This window comes from Microcoleus sp. D3_18_C4, from assembly GCF_036702355.1.
In the GTDB taxonomy this organism is placed as follows: Bacteria; Cyanobacteriota; Cyanobacteriia; order Cyanobacteriales; family Microcoleaceae; genus Microcoleus.
This window is the reverse complement of record NZ_JAUBTF010000055.1, coordinates 18,003-39,754: the sequence shown is the minus strand read 5'-3', so window position 1 is coordinate 39,754 and position 21,752 is coordinate 18,003. Positions and strand designations below refer to the sequence as shown.

The 21,752-nt window shown below is 47.1% G+C and carries 15 protein-coding genes; 7 read left to right on the top strand and 8 right to left on the bottom strand.

All coding sequences use genetic code 11. The annotated features are described in order from the left end of the window. The first annotated feature begins 318 nt into the window (after positions 1–318). On the top strand, positions 319–1,701 hold the full coding sequence (locus QUA90_RS23365) for a UDP-N-acetylmuramoyl-tripeptide--D-alanyl-D-alanine ligase (RefSeq protein WP_333448007.1): 1,383 nt from the start codon (positions 319–321) through the stop codon (positions 1,699–1,701). Between the two features lie 123 nt (positions 1,702–1,824). On the opposite strand, the gene QUA90_RS23360 is transcribed toward QUA90_RS23365, so the two are convergent. Continuing rightward, positions 1,825–2,259, bottom strand: a complete 435-nt coding sequence (locus tag QUA90_RS23360; protein ID WP_333448004.1) for a hypothetical protein — start codon at positions 2,257–2,259, stop codon at positions 1,825–1,827. 216 nt (positions 2,260–2,475) lie between these two features. Here QUA90_RS23360 and QUA90_RS23355 point away from each other — a divergent pair, with 216 nt between their 5' ends. Further along, the gene (locus QUA90_RS23355) at positions 2,476–3,618 is read left to right on the top strand and encodes an HNH endonuclease (protein WP_333448002.1); all 1,143 of its coding nucleotides are present in this window, start codon (positions 2,476–2,478) and stop codon (positions 3,616–3,618) included. A 98-nt stretch (positions 3,619–3,716) separates the two neighbouring features. Here QUA90_RS23355 and fusA read toward each other — a convergent pair whose 3' ends face one another. The 5 genes from fusA to rpsB all read right to left on the bottom strand — a co-directional run bounded on the left by fusA (position 3,717) and on the right by rpsB (position 12,090). Then, positions 3,717–5,801, bottom strand: a complete 2,085-nt coding sequence (gene fusA / locus QUA90_RS23350; RefSeq protein WP_333448000.1) for an elongation factor G — start codon at positions 5,799–5,801, stop codon at positions 3,717–3,719. A gap of 544 nt (positions 5,802–6,345) precedes the next feature. Beyond that, the gene (gene recG, locus QUA90_RS23345; RefSeq protein ID WP_333447998.1) at positions 6,346–8,859 is read right to left on the bottom strand and encodes an ATP-dependent DNA helicase RecG; all 2,514 of its coding nucleotides are present in this window, start codon (positions 8,857–8,859) and stop codon (positions 6,346–6,348) included. A gap of 164 nt (positions 8,860–9,023) precedes the next feature. After that, the gene (locus QUA90_RS23340; protein WP_333447996.1) at positions 9,024–9,959 is read right to left on the bottom strand and encodes a hypothetical protein; all 936 of its coding nucleotides are present in this window, start codon (positions 9,957–9,959) and stop codon (positions 9,024–9,026) included. 318 nt (positions 9,960–10,277) lie between these two features. After that, positions 10,278–10,937 (bottom strand): translation elongation factor Ts, encoded by a 660-nt coding sequence (gene tsf, locus QUA90_RS23335; protein WP_333081940.1) that lies wholly within the window; start codon positions 10,935–10,937, stop codon positions 10,278–10,280. 322 nt (positions 10,938–11,259) lie between these two features. Next, positions 11,260–12,090 carry a 30S ribosomal protein S2 gene (gene rpsB / locus QUA90_RS23330; RefSeq protein ID WP_333447994.1) on the bottom strand — a complete coding sequence of 277 codons (831 nt, stop codon included), beginning with the start codon at positions 12,088–12,090 and terminating at the stop codon, positions 11,260–11,262. 436 nt (positions 12,091–12,526) lie between these two features. Here rpsB and QUA90_RS23325 point away from each other — a divergent pair, with 436 nt between their 5' ends. The 4 genes from QUA90_RS23325 (at position 12,527) to QUA90_RS23310 (ending at position 17,478) form a co-directional block, all read left to right on the top strand. Continuing rightward, complete coding sequence (locus QUA90_RS23325) at positions 12,527–14,731, top strand: cation:proton antiporter domain-containing protein (RefSeq protein WP_333447992.1); 2,205 nt, start codon at positions 12,527–12,529, stop codon at positions 14,729–14,731. Positions 14,732–14,859: 128 nt separating this feature from the next. Then, positions 14,860–15,396 (top strand): hypothetical protein, encoded by a 537-nt coding sequence (locus tag QUA90_RS23320; protein WP_333447990.1) that lies wholly within the window; start codon positions 14,860–14,862, stop codon positions 15,394–15,396. Positions 15,397–15,675: 279 nt separating this feature from the next. Further along, a complete protein-coding gene (locus tag QUA90_RS23315) occupies positions 15,676–16,302 on the top strand; it encodes a DUF3038 domain-containing protein (RefSeq protein ID WP_333373823.1) in 627 nt (208 codons plus the stop codon). Between the two features lie 3 nt (positions 16,303–16,305). Next, positions 16,306–17,478 carry a DUF4335 domain-containing protein gene (locus QUA90_RS23310; RefSeq protein WP_333447988.1) on the top strand — a complete coding sequence of 391 codons (1,173 nt, stop codon included), beginning with the start codon at positions 16,306–16,308 and terminating at the stop codon, positions 17,476–17,478. 334 nt (positions 17,479–17,812) lie between these two features. On the opposite strand, the gene QUA90_RS23305 is transcribed toward QUA90_RS23310, so the two are convergent. Further along, a complete protein-coding gene (locus QUA90_RS23305; protein WP_333447986.1) occupies positions 17,813–19,888 on the bottom strand; it encodes an abortive infection protein in 2,076 nt (691 codons plus the stop codon). A 5-nt stretch (positions 19,889–19,893) separates the two neighbouring features. Further along, entirely contained in the window at positions 19,894–20,565 is a 672-nt protein-coding gene (locus QUA90_RS23300; protein WP_333056017.1) for a hypothetical protein, read from the bottom strand. A gap of 240 nt (positions 20,566–20,805) precedes the next feature. On the opposite strand from QUA90_RS23300, the gene QUA90_RS23295 reads away from it, so the two are divergent. Continuing rightward, complete coding sequence (locus QUA90_RS23295; RefSeq protein WP_333447984.1) at positions 20,806–21,741, top strand: OmpA family protein; 936 nt, start codon at positions 20,806–20,808, stop codon at positions 21,739–21,741. Positions 21,742–21,752: the final 11 nt, after the last annotated feature.

The following is a 21,752-nucleotide window of genomic DNA, read 5'->3' as shown; positions in this document are numbered from 1 at the left end:
GCTTCTCGCCGGATGAGGCTTAGGGGTAGAAGCTGTCAGCAGCTTAAGCCGATCGATATTTTTTGCTTAGTTAAACTATTTATCAACACCAGCATGACATGAATTGTTGGTAATTAGCAAGGCCTTAAATCACCATCGACTTTATAAAGTATTGGTAAAGATTGTGGGTAGGTAGGGGATAATTTCTGGGTGGGCGGACGATTTAGTATTAGGATGATCAAGGTCAATCCTGATCCGCAGCCCGCTGTTAGTTAAATTTGAGGTTGGGCGAGGTAGAATTAGTTGTGAAAATAATTATTTGAAATGTGAGTGCTGGTTATGGTTTGTCGCGTAAGTATCGCACAACTTGCTGAAATTTTAACTGTACCTTTGCCTGCTGTGTCTAAGGGCGTTTTGACAGCTTTAGGGACAGGTATTGCCACAGATACGCGCACTCTTGAGGGGGGCGAAGTATTTTTGGCGCTGCGGGGAGAGCATTTTGACGGCCATAAATTTGTGGCAAAATCCCGGGATTTGGGGGCGATTGCGGCGATAGTCGATCGAGATTGGCAAGAGGAATTGCCTAATTTTCCGCTATTGCGCGTTGACGATACTTTAAAAGCTTATCAGTCGATCGCCCGTTGGTGGCGTGACCAATTCAGTATACCTATAGTTGCTGTTACTGGGTCTGTAGGTAAAACTACTGTTAAAGAGTTAATTGCGGCGGTTTTGTCAACGAAGGGAAATGTTCTTAAAACTCAATATAACTACAACAATGAAATTGGCGTACCAAAAACTCTGTTGGAGCTTTCACCGACCCACAATTATGCTGTAATTGAGATGGGAATGCGCGGGAGTGGCGAAATTGCGCTGCTGTCACAAATTGCGCGTCCTACTGTGGCGGTAATTACTAATGTAGGAACGGCGCATATCGGGCGATTGGGTTCGGAAGAGGCGATCGCCCAAGCTAAGTGCGAACTGTTAGCCGAAATGCCTACTGATAGCATTGCTATTCTCAATCACGATGGTGAGAGATTAATCGCAACTGCGACCAAAGTTTGGTCGGGAAAAACTTTAACTTATGGTTTAGAAGGCGGGGATTTGTGCGGAGAATTGCTCAACCATGATACAATGTTAGTTGAAGGCGTAGAATTGCCGCTGCCGCTGCCGGGACGACACAATGCTCTAAATTACTTGGCGGCTTTGGCGGTAGGAAAAGTGTTAGGTATTGATTGGGAAGTTCTAAAGCAAGGTTTGTCTGTGCAGTTACCGGATGGACGGGCGCGCCGCTACGATTTGCCGCAGGATATTGTGATTTTGGATGAGACTTACAATGCTGGTTTGGAGTCGATGTTGGCGGCCCTGAGACTGTTAGCAGATACTCCAGGAAAGCGCCGGATTGCGGTGTTGGGAACGATGAAGGAATTGGGCGACAGGGCGATCGAATTTCACCGACAAGTGGGAATGGCGGCGCGAGATTTGCATCTTGATGCTTTGTTTGTTTTTGCTGATTTTGAGGAAGCGGCGGCGATGGCTGCGGGTGCGGCGGGTTTGCCTTTTGTGGAGATAGGAGATATTACAGCCAAGGATGGGCGGGAAGATTTAGCAAAGCGGTTGTTGGGATTTGTCGAAAAGGGCGATCGGATTTTATTTAAAGCTTCTCATTCAGTTGAGTTGAATCGAGTTGTGGAGAAATTTAGGGCAGATTCTGCGGGGGAGTAATAGAAAAGAAATTTTGGGGATGTTAAATTATGCGATCGCTTCTAGTCGATCGCCGCCTCAAACTCACGTTTCGATCGTTGATGCGTAGGGTAAGATGCCCATCTGCACCTAAGTCCCGATGGCTCAATATTTTGATAGCCCTCTGGCCTCGATTTCGATATCGGGATCGATCTCAATTATTGAAATTTTGGCATTTTCAACTACTGTATTTCCCATCATTGTATTGTGCATGGCCTCAAACTTAGATTCATCTTTAGCAATTCGTTCGTAGTGCAAAATTACGTGATAACGCTTTTCAATCGGCTCTCCCGAATCCGAAATTTCCACCGCGTCCCAATCTATATTTTGAGAGTCTTCGGCTTGCTGGCGGTAGCGAGAGGCTAAATGTTCTAAGGCGATCGTGATCGCGTGTTCTTTCGTTTGTCCGTAAAAATTCATGGTATCATCAGGCCGATCGCTCAGAGATGATGATATTTGACAAAGATACTGCCCGTTTGATTGAGCGCAAACGTCGATCGCAATTGTTCCAGTAGTGCGATCGGGATTTATTTGAGTCATAAGCTGTTCGGCATTTAAAAGACGATAGTAGGGCGCGTCAGTCCATAAGCGTTTCCCTTGTCCAGTAAGTATTCTAACTGACGCACCCTACAAGGCTGGAACTCACCCCAGCACAAGTTTTAGGAGCCGGGGAAGCATGACCTATTTCAGGATATGTCGAAAAAAAGCTAAAATATCGATTAGTTTTCGTTGGACTTGTCATGTCGGAGAGCAGATATGAATTCAGTTGAGGAGACCGGATTGTCACAAATCGTTGACTTGCCACTGATAGGGTCTGCTGAACAAGATCTCTTCTCAGTCGAAGACAATCGAGAGCGTGCTGATAAGCTAAAAAAATTACTTGTCCCTAAGCTTAAAACACTCATTAAACAAGCTTGTGACCAAATTCACCAAGTTTATGGCACAGATGTACTCTCAGATTGTCGAATAGTGACTACACCAGCTCATCGCTCTGGAGCCAAGAAAACCAAGCCCGTGGAAATAGCAACCGCTGGCTTGACTATAAATGGAACAAAAACTTGGTATTTCCAACAGAGGTTAGAGTGTACTTCTGATAGTTTATTTGTGAACTTTTTTGGATTGAGAGGGCTAGAAGGAAATCCGATTGTCCAAGTCTTGAATAACAATTTAAAAGATGTAAGTCGGATTTTAAAACAGGGTAGATATGAAATTATCTCTCATACTATTACACCTACTATTACACAGGAAGAAGCTGACGGGTTAGAGTATGATGAGTACATTAACAAAATGCAATTGGTTCCTGAACGAGAGTGGAAAGGTACTTATATTCTGAGTCCATCCCTAGTTCTTCCTATTAAAGACCTAGATGCAACTCAGCCAGTGATTGATAACTTTGTCGAACTCTTTGCTATCTTTCGTGCTGCAATAAATGTGTATCTTGGTGAGGAAGACCATTTTGAGGACTACCTAAAATGTTTGAGGGATTGGCAAAATCCGCTTCAAATTCAGGAATCTGTAACTACTACTAGATACTTTCCTGATGAAGTAGATTCAGTACAAACATTTCGTGAGGGGGCAGTACGGCAAGTTTCAGTCAACGCCTATGAACGTGAGCCTAAAGCTCGGCAAAAATGTATTGATTATTACGGTTCAAGTTGCTCTATTTGTGATTTCGATTTTGGCAGAGCTTTTGGGCAACTGGGAAAAGGTTTCATTCATGTTCATCATCTAAGACCCCTTTCAGAAATTGCAGAAGAGTATGAAATTGATCCTATAAAAGATTTGCGTCCTGTTTGTCCAAATTGTCACGCTATGATTCATCGTCGTTCACCACCATTTAGTGTTGAAGAAATCCAGATGTTGTTGAAGTCTGCTCGTGGTTCTGTTGACTTATTCTAACCGATAGTTTACAAAAATTAGATCCCCGATTTCTTCAAAAAGCGGGGATCTAATTTTTCTGTTTGACTCCAGATAGCACCTACCAGGAGTCAAATGCACTACTTCGCAGCTTGACGCTCTTTTGCCGCCTTGATCACTTCTTCAGCGATGTTATTCGGACAAGGAGCATAGTGCGAGAAGGACATTGAGAACTGTCCGCGCCCAGATGTCATAGTACGCAAATCGCTAATGTAACCAAACATTTCGCTCAACGGCACATCTGCCTTGATCCGTGCTCCTGTCTGGCTGGTTTCCTGAGATTTCATCATCCCCCGGCGGCGGTTGAGGTCGCCGATCACGTCGCCCATGTAATCATCTGGAGTGAATACATCGACATTCATAATCGGTTCGAGCAACTGAGGCGCGGCTTTAGGCAGAGACTGCCGATAGGCCGCTTTGGCAGCAATTTCAAAGGCCATTGCTGACGAGTCAACGGGGTGGAAACCGCCTTCTAGTAGGGTGAATTTCAAGTCTAGGCAGGGGAATCCGGCCAAGACGCCTTTGTCGATGCAGCTTTCAAAGCCTTTTTCGACCGCTGGCCAATATTCTCTCGGCACGCTACCACCGGTCACTTTTGACTCAAACTGGAAGCCGCTTCCAGGCTCACCAGGCTCGATCACATAGCCGATTTTGGCAAATTGACCGGAACCACCTGATTGCTTTTTGTGGGTGTATTCGTCTTCGAGGCGCTTGGTAATCGACTCGCGGTAAGCCACTTGTGGTTCGCCGACTTCTACTTCAATGCCGTGGGTGCGCTTAAGAATGTCTACTTTGATGTCGAGGTGTAACTCGCCCATCCCCTTAAGAATCATTTCGCCGCTTTCTAGATCCGTCACCATGTGGAAGGATGGGTCTTCTTGCACCATTTTGGTGAGGGCTGCTCCCATTTTTTCTTCGCCGCCTTTTTGTTTCGGTTTGACCGAAATCGAAATAACGGGATCGGGGAATACCATCGGCTCTAGGGTGGCGGGATTTTTGGGGTCGCATATGGTGTGTCCGGTGCGGACGTTTTTCATACCGACGATCGCCACAATGTCCCCTGCTTGGGCAGATTCAATTTCTTCGCGCGAGTTGGCGTGCATTTCCACCAAACGGCTGATGCGCTCGGTTTTGCCTGTGGCGGTGTTGAGTACGGTGTCGCCCTTGGACAACTTACCGGAGTACAGGCGCGTGAAGGTTAAAGCACCGTAGCGATCGTCCATGATCTTAAACGCCAGTGCCCGCAATGGCCGATTGGGATCGACAAGGGCAAATTCGCCGGTCTCATTTCCATCGAGATCGACTTCTGGCTGTGGTGTGACTTCCATCGGGTTTGGCAGGTAGTCAACTACGGCATCGAGAACCAACTGTACGCCTTTGTTTTTAAACGATGAGCCGCAGTAGGTGGGGAAAAATGCCCGATCGCGAGTACCTTTGCGAATACAGCGCTTGAGGTCATCAATACTCGGTTCATTGCCTTCGAGATATTGTTCCATCAGAGCGTCGTCTTGCTCTACTGCCAGTTCGATCAACTGTTCGCGCCAAGTTTCGACATCATCGACCATATCGGCGGGGACATCTTTAATTTCGTAGTTCATCGGATCGCCGGAGTCATCCCAGATCCAGGCTTTGCGGGTCAGCAAATCGACTACGCCACAAAACTTTTCTTCTATGCCGATCGGCAATACCATCACCATCGGTTTAGCGCCAAGGATTTTATCAACTTGCTTGACAACGCGGTAAAAATCTGCACCGGTGCGATCGAGCTTGTTGATGTAGATGACGCGAGCGACTTTGGAATCGTTAGCGTAGCGCCAGTTGGTTTCCGATTGCGGTTCAACTCCACCCGAACCGCAGAACACACCAATGCCACCATCGAGAACCTTCAAAGAACGGTAAACTTCGATCGTAAAATCGACGTGTCCCGGGGTATCGATGATGTTGAGCTGATGCTCGTTCCAGAAGCAGGTGGTAGCAGCGGACTGAATCGTAATACCGCGCTCTTGCTCCTGTTCCATGAAGTCAGTAGTCGCCGCGCCTTCGTGAACTTCACCAATTTTGTGGATTTTACCTGTCAGTTTCAGGATTCTTTCTGTTGTGGTGGTCTTGCCAGCATCTACGTGGGCGAAGATGCCGATATTTCGATAACGAGTGAGATCTTTCATAATTACTGTTGAGATTAAATGCGACGAACCGTCGGCGACCACCTGCAAGCGTGACAAGCGAGGAATCAATGTTGCCTGGTAAGGCCAGTACAGGCCGGATTTCCGTTTCCCTGTTTCTGGCAGGACTATCTTAATTTTGACACTTCTCCGTCATTCCTGCGAAGGATTCTGGGTTTAATAAGTGCCCCAAGCCTGACAACTCATAAAAATACCCTAGACCAAGGGAAAAATCGTCTCCGAAAGTAGGTTGGGTTGAGGCACTCCTACCCAATAAATTCGTGTTTTTGACGCTTCGCTCAACCTGATATTTTGCACCATTCTCAGCAAAACCCTATAAACTGGGTTTCTTGACAAAAAAACTATGATTTTACGTGACTTTGTGGCAAGAAACCCGCTTTCTGACATTAAATAGGCAAATGCAAATAAACCGCCCTACGGGAAGAGGGCTGGTTTGGCAGCAATAAACAGCCGGCTTTGATATATATTCGCTTAACCGGCCACTACCAAATATTATTAAAAACCTCGTTGCTGCGTTCAAAACTATCTAAGTCAAAATCGACCCACTCATCATCCGCTGATATCTCCGCTCCAATTCATCCCGCACCACCGGCCACTGATTCAAACTTTCATCATTCTCAATTACCATTTGAGCCGCCGCCCTCGCCAACTCCAAAACCTCCTGATCCTCCACCAAACTCGCCAAAGCAAAATCAGGCAAACCCGACTGCCGAGTTCCCAAAACCTGACCAGGCCCGCGCAATCTCATGTCCATTTCCGCAATAAAAAAGCCATCTTGAGATTGTTCTAAAACCTTCATTCTCTGCATAGCTTCCGCTGTTTTGGAACCGGGCATTAACAAACAATAAGAACGGTTGCTGCCCCGACCGACTCGACCCCGCAACTGGTGAAGTTGCGAAAGTCCAAAACGCTCCGAATTTTCAATCAGCATTACCGTGGCATTCGGCACGTCTACTCCCACTTCGACGACAGTAGTAGATACTAAAATATCAGTTTCTTTGTCTCGAAACTTAGAAATTGCTTCATCTTTGTCAGCACTGCTCATTCTACCGTGCAGCAAACCCACCTTAAACTCAGGAAATACACTTTTTTCAAGTTTTTCTTTTTCTTCAATTGCCGATCGCACGTCCAACTTTTCCGACTCCTCCACCAGCGGCAGCACCACATAAACTTGACGCCCGCTCGCCACTTCCCGCCGAATCAAATCGTAAGCTTGGATGCGTTCTTTTGCCGACAGTACAGTTGTTTGAATTGCCTGCCTACCGGGGGGAAGTTCATCAATTTGACTCACATCTAAATCCCCGTGCAGCGTCAGGGCCAGCGTCCGGGGAATGGGAGTTGCTGTCATCGTCAAAACGTGGGGAGCCTCGCCTTTTTGCTGCAATTTAGCACGCTGCTGCACACCGAATCTGTGCTGTTCGTCAATTACCGCCAAACCCAATTTATGGAAATTCACCGTATCTTGAATCAGCGCGTGAGTTCCCACTAAAACAGGTAATTCTCCTGTTTCTAATTGGTTGTGAATTTCGCGGCGCTTGGCTATTTTGGTGGAACCAGTTAACAGTTCGACAGACAAGTGCATCAAGTTAAACCAACCTACCAATTTGCGATAGTGCTGTTCTGCTAAAACTTCTGTTGGTGCCATTAAAGCGGCTTGATAGCCGGATTGAATTGCTGCTAGCATTGCCACCACGGCTACTACAGTTTTGCCAGCACCGACATCGCCTTGCACCAATCTGTTCATCGGTTGCGACGAAGCTAAATCGTTGAGGATGTCGTTAATTACTCTTTCCTGAGCATTAGTCAAGGCAAAAGGCAATATTTCATAAAAATGTTCGATCAATTTGCCAGTCGGAATGATGACTGCACTCGCTTGAGCTTTCCTTTGGGTTTGGCGGCGCTTTAAAAGCCCTAATTGCAGGTAGAAAAATTCGTCAAAAACTAAGCGGCGGCGGGCGGCGGCCAAACAATCTCGATCGAGCGGAAAGTGAATATTAGTCACGGCATCGGCTAAACCCATTAAACCGTAACGCTCGCGCAAATCCTCTGGTAGGGATTCTGGCAACATTTTTGCGGCCGGCATTGCAGCCAAAATCGATCGCCTCACCGAACCAGCATCCACTCCCTCCGTTAGCGGATAAACTGGTATCAGGCGACCAACTTTCATTGATTCGATCGCACCGCCGGAGTCGTCTAATACTTCTAACTCAGGATTTTCTAAAGTAATTCCATATTTACCTTGCTTCACCAACCCGGAAGCTGCCAGCACCGCACCAGTACAATACTCGCGCTTTTTAAATTCTTGCCAGCCGCGATTACTGTAGCGAGGGCCTGCAAAAAAACGACTAATTTTTATTTCTCCGGTGCGGTCTTTTAAAATTACTTCTAATATGGTTAACTTCTTATTCTTCGGGCTAGAAAAGCAATTACAGCGCTTTACTTCTGCGATTAAAGTGACAGTTTCCCCGGCTATTAGCTCGCGAATTTGTACTTGCTTTGCATAGTCGATGTGGTTGCGGGGATAGTAGTAAAGCAAGTCATATACAGTGTATAAACCCAGTTTTACCAAGCGGTTGCCGTTGGCGGGGCCGATGCCGGTGACGCGGGTTAACTGTTGGTCGAGAGTCAGGCTGGGCGGTGGCGGGGCTGTACTCAGGGGTACTGTTCGGGGAACGGAAAGTGTTGGGGCGGTTAGTTCAGAAGCGTTAGCGTTTGCGGGTCTGACTTGTGCTACTTGTTCTTGCTGGTGGCGAGTTTCTTGTTCCCAAACTTGCTCCATTTGCCTCAGAAAACTGACCGTAATGGCGATCGAATGTTGGCGCTGTTCGAGATCTTTCTGAGGGTAGATGTCAAATTCAGCGGCTAGTTGTCTGGCTCGATCGCGCGCCGAAGCCGCCACAGAACCTGCAAGTTGTCTCAAACTCAGGCCCAGAAACTCGCTGAAGCGGTATTGACTGCCTTGGATGTCGTTAAATCCGCGATCGGCTTCTACTGAAAGAGCTTTTTGCAATCGCTGCCATTCGGGTTGGTTATTAGTCATCAGTCATTAGTAATTAGTCATTAGTTATTAGTTATTAGTCATTAGTCATTAGTTATTAATCATAGCTCAAGAATTCCCGACAATTGACAACTGACAACTGGCAACTGTCAACTGACAACTGTCAACTGTCAACTGTCAACTGTCAACTGACAACTAACAACTGACTAATCTTCAAACCAACTCGATCGCCAAGCCGACTCAGCCTCCACCACAGCGAGTTCCCGCTGCTTTTTCTGGTAATCGCGGCCCAGCGAGTTCAACTTTACAGACAGGTTACGAATTTGCTGGCGCCAAGCCGAGGTTCCCGCATCGGCAAACTCTATTTCCGACAGCCGCAGTTTAATCGCTGTAATGTGCAGCGCCCTACTACCAAAGGTTGCTGCCAATTTTCGTGATGCTGATGAGGCATCGGTTTCAATGATTAAGTTTAATAAGTTAGGCGGCCCGGCAACACTATCGCCGGAGGATTCAGCTTGAGAAGCAGCTTCTAGAACCGGTTCTGGCAATTGACTCGGCAAGATTGCCGATTGTTGCAGCAAGCGGTTGGTGTCGCGAGAAAGCAGCTTGAGTATATTGACGATCGACTTTTCAATACTATTTTGCCAGCGTGCCAAACTTTCAGGGGAATTGGCGTTTGGCAATTGATAATTTGCCAATGAAAATAGATAGTTAATGGCCGAAACTTGGTTTTTTTCCTTTTCGTCTTCTTCCTTGTCGTCTGATTTGTCTTCCTCTTCATCGAAGTCGTCTTCCTCTTCATCGAAGTCGTCTTCGTCTTCGTCTTCTTCTTCCTCTTCCTCTATTTCTTCATCTGCTTGTGATTCAGTCACCAGCGATCGCAATTTTTCCTCCGACGCCGCAGCCAAAGCCCTTACAGACTGCTGCATTTTTTGCCGCGCCTCGAAGGACAACTTGAGAAACGACTCCGGTACTGCTTGAGTGCAAAGGTGATAGCAAGCCAAAATTAACTGCTGCCGCACCGCTTGTCCCAACGCAGTTAAATAACCTTCGTAGGTACTGCTAAACTCCAACTTCAAGGCTGCTAAAGCCTCTTCGAGTCCTGCCAAATCTTGCTCTATTCGCTCTCTTGGTCGCACCATATCTCTCGTATAAAATTAAAATAGGACTTATATCATTTCCGGTTACACCAGAATGATGTTGACTGTTGACGGTTGACTGTTGACGCCGTGAACAGTGAACAGTGAACAGTGAACAGTGAACTCTAATTTACTATGCCGATGCTAACGGATTTGATATTACGCAAGTTTTCCATTTTTAGGCTGTCTGTAGTAGTAAGGTTTGCAGTGCCCACACTACAAATATAGTCTGTCGATAAGTCCTATAAAAATTAAAAATTAAAAATGCAAAAAATTGATTTTTCACATTTTTAATTTTTAATTCTCTATCTTAATTTGGGATTATTGAACACCCATTTGGGCTGCCACTTCATCGGCAAAGTTAGCTTCTACCTTTTCAATGCCTTCGCCCAAGACAAAACGCACGAATCGGCGCACTTGGATATTTTCTCCAATTTGGGCGATCGTTTGTTTCACCAACTCTTCCACCGAGATATTCTGATCTTTAATAAAAGGCTGATCCATCAAAGATAACTCTTTCATGCGCTTCTCAATCCGCCCTAGAACAATCTTTTCTTTGATGTTTTCCGGCTTATTGCCCAAGTCATCTTTGCCCATTTCAATTGCCTTTTCTCTTTCGACAACTTCGGCGGGGATATCTTCAACTTTCACGTATTCCACATTCGGGCAAGCTGCAATTTGCATCGCAATATCCCGCACCAACTTTTGGAATTCTTCGCGACGTGCGACAAAATCTGTTTCGCAGTTAACTTCCACCAGCACTCCCACGCGGCCGCCGGTGTGAATGTAGCTGCCTACAAGTCCTTCTGAGGCGACTCGTCCACCTTTTTTACCTGCCGAAGCCAGACCTTTTTTCCGCAGCCACTCAATGGATGTTTCCATATTGCCTTCGTTTTCAACGAGGGCTTTTTTGCAGTCCATCATGCCCGCGCCAGTTTTTTCGCGCAGTTCTTTAACAAGTTTTGCAGATATGTCCGCCATCTTCTTTAAGTTCCCAATCAAAATTAGTTATTAGTCATTAGTCATCAGTCATTAGTCATCAGTCATTAGTCACTAATTTTAATGTTAATGATTAGACCAGAGTGAAGAAATACCCAGTCGATCTTAGTACCGACTTTGTAGGTGTAGCGCCAGAATTAATTCTGACCCTGACACAATGAATGCTTTTGCCAGAGCTCTACTAATGACTTAGACTCGTGCTATGTACAATTAAAAATTAAAAATATCCAACTAAAAATAATAATTATTTTTAATTTTCAATCTTTAATTTTTAATTTCCTGGTGTCAGATTCCGAGGGCAATACTAGCTCTCGGTTTCTTCGCCCTCGGCCTCAGCAGCGTCGTCGGGATCTACATAATCGGGGTCATCCAATTCTTCGATTTCGACATCATATTCCGCGCCTTCGTAGCCACCTTCGTAGTCGTAGTCTTCCTCAGAGTCCCCGCCCTGCTGACCGTGACGACCTTCGTAGATGGCATCAGCCAACTTGCCGACAATCAGCTTGATCGATCGAATAGCATCGTCATTCGCCGGAATCGCAATGTCAACCAAATCCGGGTCGCAGTTGGTATCCAACAGAGAGACGATCGGAATTCCTAACTTTTGGCATTCCAACACCGCATTATACTCGCGACGTTGGTCTACCAGCACCACTCCGTCGGGAATCTTCCGCATAGATTTAATCCCGCCCAGATATTTCTGGAGTTTTGCCATTTCTCGGCGCAGTACCGAAGCTTCTTTTTTCGGCAGCAAATCGAGGGCGCCGATTTCCTCGCGGCGCTCCAAATCCTTGAGGCGCTCCACGCGGGACTTAATCGTCGTCCAGTTGGTGAGCATTCCCCCCAACCAGCGCTGATTGACGTAATAAGCACCGCAGCGTTGAGCTTCTTGGGCTACAATCCCGGCAGCTTGGCGCTTCGTACCCACGAACAAAAACTTTTTGCCTTTTTCTGAGGCAACTCTCATGTACTCGTAGGCGTCTTCCATAAGCTGAGCGGTTTGCACGAGGTCGATGATGTGAACCCCGTTGCGCTCTGTGAAAATGTAGGGAGCCATTTTCGGGTTCCACCGACGGGTTTGGTGTCCGAAGTGAACCCCTGACTCTAACATTTGAGCCAAACTGACTACTGGCATTGTATTTTTAACTCCTAATTCGGGTTAATCCTCCACCCGGTCGTATTTCTGAAGGTTTGCGCCCTAGAAACACCCGAAAACCCGGATGTGCGAATTTAAACAACTTTTCTAGTTTATCACAGCGCGCGCTACTTTTTCTGACAATCTCATATCCGTAGGGTTGGCTTCTCACCTCCTGGTGAGATTTAGGGCGCGGGTTGGGTGCGGGGTACGCACGCTGCGGTTAAAGTTACTTGCAAGGGCTTCTTAAAAACAAAAAATCCAGGTACTAAGGTTGCCAAAGCCTTTGTTCGCTTGTGAGACAATGACGTTGTTGGTGCGCCTCTTGTGCGTTCTACCTTCGATCGAGCTGGTATCCATTTTTTTCGATCGCCAATTCAGTCAGCTTTAGTACCCTGCCCTCTCGATCCGCAAAAATCCCAAAGCTAAAAACGTCATGCCCATACCCATTCTCGTTCTGCTTGAAGTTCTAATTGTCATCGCACTTTCGAGACTTGTAGGTTTAGGATTTCGAGCGATAAAACAACCTCAAGTCATTGGAGAAATTGTCGCAGGAATTATGCTTGGGCCTTCTCTATTTGGCTTAGTTGCACCAGATTTAGCAACAGCACTTTTTCCAGCCGAAGCCGTTCCCTTCCTCAACGTATTGTCTGAGGTGGGGCTGATCTTTTTCATGTTCTTGATTGGTTTGGAATTGAATCCCAAGTACCTCAAAAGCAATTTAGATATAGCGATTTTAACTTCTCACGTCAGCATTCTAGTGCCGTTTTCCCTGGGAAGCATCCTAGCACTGCTGCTGTATCCCATCGTTTCAAATAATAGCGTTTCGTTTACAGCCTTTGCCCTATTTTTGGGCGCTGCCATGTCAATTACTGCCTTTCCGGTGCTGGCAAGAATTATTACAGAACACAACTTGCAGAATACAAAATTGGGGACGCTGGCCCTAACTTGCGCTGCGGTAGATGACGTAACGGCGTGGTGTTTGTTAGCGGTGGCGATCGCAGTTACTCGTACTAATTCGATGATCGGTGCTTTGCCGACAATTATTGAGTCTTTAATTTACATCGGTTTCATGCTGACTGTAGTCCGCTGGTTCTTGCAGCGGCTTTCCAAACACTACAACCGCACGGGCAGATTAACACAGTTAGTGCTCTCCGGCATTTACATGGGAGTTTTAGCTTCTGCCTTAATTACTGAATTGATCGGCATTCATTTAATTTTCGGTGCATTTTTGCTGGGTGCTGCTATGCCTAAAAATGCGGGATTAACCAGAGAATTAGCTGAAAAAACCGAAGACTTTGTACTAATATTTCTGCTGCCCATATTTTTTGCTTATAGCGGGTTGCGGACTCAAATCGGCTTGCTCAACAGCCCCGAATTGTGGCTGCTGTGCGCCGCAGTTTTGGGAGTGGCTATTGTCGGCAAGTACGTCGGGACTTACGTTGCCGCCAGAGTCTGTGGTATAAGCAACCGCGAAGCTTCAGCCCTGGGATGGCTGATGAATACTCGTGGTTTGACTGAACTAATTGTGCTAAATATCGGTCTTTCCTTGGGTGTAGTTTCGCCGCTACTATTTACGATGTTAGTCATCATGGCTTTAGTGACAACTTTTATGACTTCCCCGCTGTTGGAGTGGACTTATCCAAAACGGTTAATTAGATTAGATATTTCCGAAGTAAACTCTGAGGATTCAGAATTAGAAAATTCACCAAAGGCTGACAGCAGCGAAGAAACTGCTAACAAATTGCTGCCCACTTATCGAATTTTAGTACCCGTTGCCAATCCCAGCACGCAGAAAGGTTTACTGCGACTAGCGGTAGCGCTGGCGCAGCCTGCTACTGGTATGGGTGGTGAGGATTTACAGTCGGCGGCGGTTCATCCTCTGAGTTTGATAGAATTAAATGATGACTATGCCTTTGAAAGTACGCCTGCGGAAGCCGATCGCATTATTCAAGAACGTCGCTCGAAATTATCAGAATTGATTGAGAGTTTGGAACTGCCGGAGGCGAGAAAATTCGTACATCCCATCATTCGGGTTACTAATGATGTAGCCAGGGAGACGGCACAAATTGCGGAAATAGATCGCGCTGATTTGATTTTAGTAGGGTGGCACAGACCTACTTTTAGCAGCAACCGTTTGGGAGGACGTGTCGGCCAAATTCTCAGCAACGCTAAGGTGGATGTAGCAATTTTTGTTGACAGAGGCCGGGAAAGGTTGAATAACTTGTTAGTACCTTACGCGGCAAACATTCACGATGATTTGGGTTTAGAATTGGCGCTGAGACTGTTAGTTAATAGCGAGGAACGCCGTTTGACGGTGCTGCGGGTGGCGGTTGACGGGGAAGCTGAAAACGAGCTGAGTTACGATTTTCAGCGAGTGATGGAGCAGTTACCTGTTGAGGTACGATCGCGCATTGAAACTCCGATTGTGGAGGCTGCTGAACCCATTCAAGCAGTAGTAGCGGCTTCGGCTAATGCTGATTTGACTATTGCGGGTACGAGTCGGGAGTGGGGAATTGAGCGGCAAACTTTGGGACAGTATACTGATGAATTGGCTGTGCAGTGTCATTCTTCGCTACTGATTGCGCGGTGTTACGTTAGAGTTCGATCGCACTTGGCATCGGTACTGCCTCAAATGTAGTCAGTTGACTGTTGACTGGTGGCAGTTGTTATTAGTTATTGGTTATTGGTTATTGGTGAGTTAGTACCAATGCCCAATGCCCTGTTTGGCCAATGCCCAATGCCCTGTTTGGCCAATGCCCAATGCCCATGCCCAATGCCCAATTATTAATTAGCAAGATGATCAATCATTTAAGCCTGAAATCACTGGCATTTTACGGGATTGCGATCGGCTCAGTTGCACTGCTGTTTAAAGTAGTAACTGCTTATGGGGAAACAAATTTAAAGGCGGCCCCGGCAATTGCGGGAACTTATCGCTTCGATCCTAAAAATTTGCCCGAATGTCTGAATTCTGATGTTTTGGTATTGACAATCGAGCAATCGGGTGTTTATTTGAGCGGTAATTTGCGATCGAGCAGCAGGGAGGGCAGGGAAAAAACAGCCGAGGAGAAACCTTCTCTATTTGGTAAGTGGGAAACTCAAGGATTGAACTTGTCGGGTGCGGTTCCTAATTTAGCTGGTTGCAGCGACTCCACAGCAACCGGTCAAAACAGTTCTGTTAAAATGCGCGGAATTGTGGAGCAAGAAAGCCTCAAGGGAAAAATTAGTCTAACTGATAAGGCGGCGGCTACTGATTTTACGGCTCAAAGAGAAGCGGTGGTGCAACCCCAGAAGCAGGAACATTGATTGATCCCAATAGAGAATAAGAAATGGGAAATGGGTAATTCTTTGTCGCTTTCCGACTCTCCCCTTCTCCCCTCATGAACCAAGGAATCACAAAGTTGCGGCGGGGTGGGGGAGTGGGCGATCGAACTCCGGCCGCCGGAGCTCGCCTGTGACGGTCGGTTGCTGCTAAATTAGAAAATATACCTAAAAGTCAATGATAAAAATAAAGTATCCCAGAGAAGTTCTTGGTTGAGAATTTGTCTTGCTCAAGACCCCCCGTGCCCGTATAGTTTGTTTGGAATGGATGTTGCCGTGATATTAATGCCGTCAGAAACTTCGCTTACCCAGTCAAACCCGTTAATTTTAGACAGTTTGCCAGACTTGTCGCCCTCCGATGGGGGATGTCCCCGCCGAGCCAGATTGCAAATTGACTTGATGTTGCTGGCGATCGAAGCCTTGTATCTCGGAGGTGCGGAAGAAATGCTGGCAGTGTCAAAGGACCTGGAATTGGAATCAATTATCAAAAATCGGGTTGCCCTTTGGCTGATGCGTAATACTAACCCGCTGAGACGCTACACCCAGCGCCGCTCCCTTACCATTGTGGAGGCAAAAGCGCTGGTGGCGATCGCCTGTAATATGGCGCGTAAGTTAACCGCGACAATTCGGCAGTTGCTGCTAGACTCGCAGCAGTTGCGATCGAAAAATATCCCCCTCAACCAGCACTTGCCACTGGCTGAGTATTTAGAACGCTTTCGAGCTCACTTTCGATCGCGAATGAACCCCAAGCGATCGCTAGTTGCAGCTTACGATTCCGACGACAAGCTCAACGAACTAGCTTTGAACTTGTTGAGCAAACTGCTATTTTGTACAGGCACAGCCGGAATGCAGCGCTTCTGGGTTAGTCTGTTTGATGGAGAAGTTGAATAACAAATGACTATTAGGCGTCAGTACAGTCTGCCAAATTGCACCCTGGTTCTAGAAGGGTTGAGCGATGGATCGGCAGCCAGCCAGTTAGATCTACGGCCGGTGCTTTCCATATTAATGAGCGCTGAATGCTATGTGACCGGTATCGGCGAGCCCCTAAGCGGGGGACGGGAGTTTTTTGAAAGCTTGGTGAGGGCCGTCAGCAGCTACGCTCAAGAATTTATGAGCGGAGTGCATTATCCCGATCGCTACGGCCCGAATGTGGGTATGGTGCAGTTACACAGAATTGACGGGAATGTGCATCGGTTGACCGTTCTACCCGCCTCCACAGGCAGCGCCACCCAAATCGATCAAAAAACAGAACTGTCGGCAAAAGTTGATTTGACGACGGTACAGCTATTTGACTTGGTAGAGGCGATCGATCAGTTTTTTGCCGACACGCAGACACTGCCGGAATTGTCCCTGCAATTAACCCCAATTTCCAGGCGTTATATCAAGTCGGCCGAACCTTTGGCGAAGCGGACTTTACCTGCTGTGGTGGGGGTGTCGAGTTTGGCTTTGGCGGCGATGGCGTTTTTCTTGGTGCCGGTGCCGGAAGTCCAGCGCCAGAGAGATCCGGTGCCGCAGCCCAATCCAGCGGGCCAGAATCAGGGGACGCCGAATCCGGGCGGATCGGGTTCGCCTAATCCCAATCCCACGCCCCCTGCTGACGGTTTGCTGCCTGGGAATCAAACTCCGAACGCTGAATCGATTTCGCCGACTCCGATCCCCGCCCCGCAGCCGGACGCTTCACCTAGCGCCACACCGCAGTCGAGCACTTCACCGGAAAGCACGCCCAGCCCTGTTGCTGAAGGTTTGGCAAGCCCAGATGTGGCAGCCCTGCCAATTACCGATCCAGGGGAAATTGACCTGTTGAGGGGCAAACTTTCCCAGCAAATTGATGGAGTTGTGAAGAATCAGCCTCCGGTTGATGCGGAGTTGGTTTATCGGGTGAGTGTGGCCCCAGACGGGGCGATTGTCGGTTACAAGCCGGAAAATTCGGCAGCAGTCGAGAGATCCGAAACGCCGTTGTCGGAGTTGCTTTACAAACCCATTGGCACCAGGCCCCCTGCGGAACCGCTGGCTGATTTCCGCGTAGTTTTGGCACCAGACGGCAAAGTTCAAGTCACTCCTTGGTAATGGTTAACTGTTGACTGTTAACGGTTAACTGTTGACTGTTAACGGTTGACAGTTGACTGTTGACTGATACCAAATCCCGCTTAAATACTCCCTCAATCTCTTAGTCGGCGGAGGCAGACTTGGTTTTTCTAGTAGCGATTTCATATCGTTTCTGGTTGCATCGGTATTGTTCAAATGTCCAAACAGTCAGTTGTCATATCAATTCCGGTTGTATCGGAATGATGAAACCGCAGAAGACACAGAGGATACAGAGAAAGGGAAGAGAGAGATCAATAATTCCGATGCCAACGGATTTGATATCAATCGCCGAATCATCTACAAACCGATTGCTGATTTAAAGGCCTGTTGGTGCTATCGGCTCAATATCTGGGTCAAATCCTCCGACTTGATTTGTGCGAATTATCCACAAAAATGCTCCCTGTTTTAATAAAACTTTGGCGATTTCATCTTGGGTGCGCCTCGGCAACATTGTTCGGTAACTAATAGCAGCTTTTATCAGGGTTGCTATACCAGCAAAAAAGGTTTTTTTCAGTTCAGAATCAATCCCCGCTAATCTCGAATTTTTTCGCCAATCTGGACGAACAATACCGAGGGGCATTAATACTGTTTCTAAACTTTCTCCTAATGCTACTAACTGGTGAAATCTTTGGGTTTGTGCGTCCGTAGGATGTGTTTTCAACCAGTCTTGAATCTGAGGATTTGACTCTATTTCGGAAGTGATTTTTTTAATTGTCGCGTAAATTGCCTGACTTGAATCTTGGACGCAAGAAGTGGCTGGGGTGACTAAACTTGCACCGGTGCCGTCTCCGCTGCGGTAGCGGGCCATCATGATATCTAGTTGCTGGTTTAATTCGGTTAAAGGCGACAAGGTTATCCCGTCAAAATCGTAGTCGCAACACACGCAGTCTAATTTACAGATGATATCGCAAACCGGGCGATCGCCCAACCAGCCGCGATGCAAGTCTCCCATATAACTTTGCCATTTGCTGGAACCGGCAACAATTCCGTCGGGATTGTGGGCGTAAACTTGTTTGTATTCTATGTCAAAACGCAGTTCGCTGGTAAAGCGATCGCGCACCACTTTTGCTACTCCGAAAGCAAAATGTCCGGTGACAATTCCCAACGGTGGCCGTTCGCCTTTTTTGCCGCCGATACCGCCGAAACTGTGAATCACTATCCCGATATCTCCTTCTTGCCAAGGGGGGATTGAAGCGTTTTCTTTAGCATCATTTGGCGTTAACAATACTCTTTTTGCTTGCCCTTTTTGGGCTGGTGTATTTTCCCAATTTTTGTTGCTTAAATAAGCGAGAGATTTTTTCAGTCCTAAATGTGTTTCATCGGGTGTTAATTGGGCAATTTTGCGGGGTTCGATTGCCTGCACTACAAATACACTGTCTGCGTCTCTTTCGCCGTAAATGTACCAACCGTCTGGATTTAATGGCGATTTTTCGATCAGGTGATTGGTAGACCTCGCTACGCCATTTTTGTCTGGCTGTACTTGTGGAATCCGAATAACTTCGGCGGCGCCGTCAAATTGTCGAGATGTTTTGTTGAAATGCCGGACAATAAATTTGTCGCTGTCGGGTTCTTTTCGCTGTAAAATTGAGACTAAGGCGCAGAAACGTCCGATAATTTGTACTGGTTCGCGATCGATCGTGAGTTCCTGGCGATCGCTGCTGCTATAATTAACCGCAATCACGGGTCTGCGTAGCATCACAGTCACGCTGTCTTCAAGTCTGCTGCCTGCTAGAGTTTCTAAAGGGCCGACATTTCGCCAGCCGTTCAATCTTTCTGGATGGATATTGCCAGCTTTTTGACTTTTTTTAGTTTCTTGTGTGAAGTTTATATCTTGAGTGACTGCGTGGACAAAAAACTGTACTTCGCGATTTGTACTACATTTCAAAAATGCTGTTTTGCCAATAAAACTTTTATACTTTTTGGGGGCATTTATTACTTCAAAAAACACTGTTCCGTAGGGCTGGCGCTGTTCGTTTGAGGGCAAAATTAAGCGTCCGTGCCAAAGGGCGATCGGCTTATAGAGATAGGCAACTGATGCTGAATTCTCGCAGATTATCTCCGGCTCTAAAGCTATTGAAATATCGCTTTTGCCTCCAAAAATAGTAGCAGTTAAATTGCCGTCGCTTTCTACAAATCTGGGTTCTAAAAAAACTTTTTCAGGTTGTGAAATATTAGGGGTTAAATGACCAGTTTTTTTTGTGAATGATCGCCTAAATAGGTGATTGTTCTCGAATTTTGCCTGCAACCAATTGAGGAAAATGCGAAGAAAAATAAACGCTGTTAAACCAAAAACAACAGCTAAAATAATCAGCCCTAGGGTCAAAATGAATTGGTTGAAAGACTGACCTGACAGTAAAACAATGGTTGGCCCGATCCAAGGAAATGCCGCCATAATATCTAAAAACGAGTTTTAGGTTCGATCCAGTCTGTGCTGGCTTGACTGCCGAAAACTAAGGGTTTGTCCTCGGTGACTGCTACCGTTTGCCCTGTCATATCAACTGCACAAAGAGGCCAAGATCGATCGCCCAAATTGCCTGCGCGGAACAGAACTTTTCCGGGACAAACTTGACTCCAACCCAACAATACAGCATGAGTGTAAAGACTGCGAGCGGGAGCAACGGTATAAGTATAATTATCATTTTTGTCCCAAATGACACCGTAGTCGGACATATCCGAAGAGTTGAAAAGTGCTTCAAATTCGCGGGCGAGAATGCGCGAACCGTCTTGATTCCAAGAAACAGGCACTAAAATGGCGATCGTCCCGGACATATCTGTATCATCGCTAGCATACATCCCACTTTCTGCCAGTGGCGAAGCAGCCGCCACTGTTTGCAGTTCCCCGGTTTTGAGATTTTCCACAAACATGACACTGCTAACCCGACACCGGGAGAATTCCGGCTGTACTTGCAACTCAATTCGACTGTAAGCTGCGTATTGGCCGTTAGTTGATACTAGGGATGGACTGCGATAGTAGCGGAGACCTGTGCCGGCAGTGGAGCTCACTTTAGCATGAGTGGCACTAATCCATTCCCAAGGAACGGGATAAGGGCTATTTAAAGGGTCAGTCATCGGTTTTTTTTCCAAAAATTTTACTGAATTATCCAACAGATTCAGGCTGGCACGCAACAAACTAGAAACCAGGTTTCTGCCTCCATGCTTCGCCACTAAACCCCAGATTTATAGAAACCGAGTTTCTTTTTTAGATTTTAGATGGGAGGGCACATCTCAAATCTCAAATCTCAAATTTCCAATCGGATAGGTAAGATAGTATCGAAATTAATCTGGTATGTACACTGAGAGGGATGAAATATGACGCGATCTTTTAACCAAAAACCTTCAATCCCCCCCACTCGCGTCTCCAAGTCGCGGGGAAAAGGTTTGCTTGTACTGTCGCTGATTTTTCGACTGCTGCTGCTGGGGGTGGGCAGCGGTTTTGCGTGGGTTTTGGGGATGGCGATCGCTCAAATTTATCCGTCAGGCGCGACGGAAATGCCGGTGGCAGAGAGATTGCTGCGTGTAACTCAAAATTTGACCTCCAGCCCGAAACGCGCCCCAGCAACGCCAATTCCGGCGCTTCCGCCACCAACCGCTACACCGACTCCGCAGTCAAAAGTCAGTCCTGCCCAGAGAGAGAAATTGCAGTCGGATTTGAGACAGTTGCAGGGCGAACTCAACGCGCTGATTGGTCGCACGGCGGCTTTGGAGAGTCAGTTGGGCAGCAGCCGCCCGACGGAAACTTTGGAAAAGCGTTTGCAGTTGATGTCGCGGGAATTGGCGTCGCCGGAAACGGCGGCAACTCTTGCCCCTGCTTTACCGGCGATCGGCAGCAGCCCCAGTCTGAACTCTGAAACGGTGAATACTGCCCCACAGAATGCCAATAATCGGGTGTTTGGGGGGGATGGGCTGATGGTGACTCTGCCCAGCGATGTTTTGTTTGATACTGGCAGCATTTCTTTGCGCGCGGGAACTAATGCGATTTTGGACAATTTGGTGGCGGAGTTGAGCAATCACGAGGGGGCAACTGTGCGGGTTGCGGGCCATACTGACGACGCGGGGGAAGCGGCGGATAATCGCAATGTGTCGTTTGCGCGGGCTCAGGCGGTGGTGCAGTATTTGTCGGGTGTACTCGGTCAGAAGTATCATTGGGTGGCGATCGGCTATGGGGAAAGTCGCCCTTCGGTGGATAATAGTTCCGATACTAATCGGCAGCGCAACCGTCGCATTGAAGTGGCAATTAATCCTTAGTTTTTAGCGAT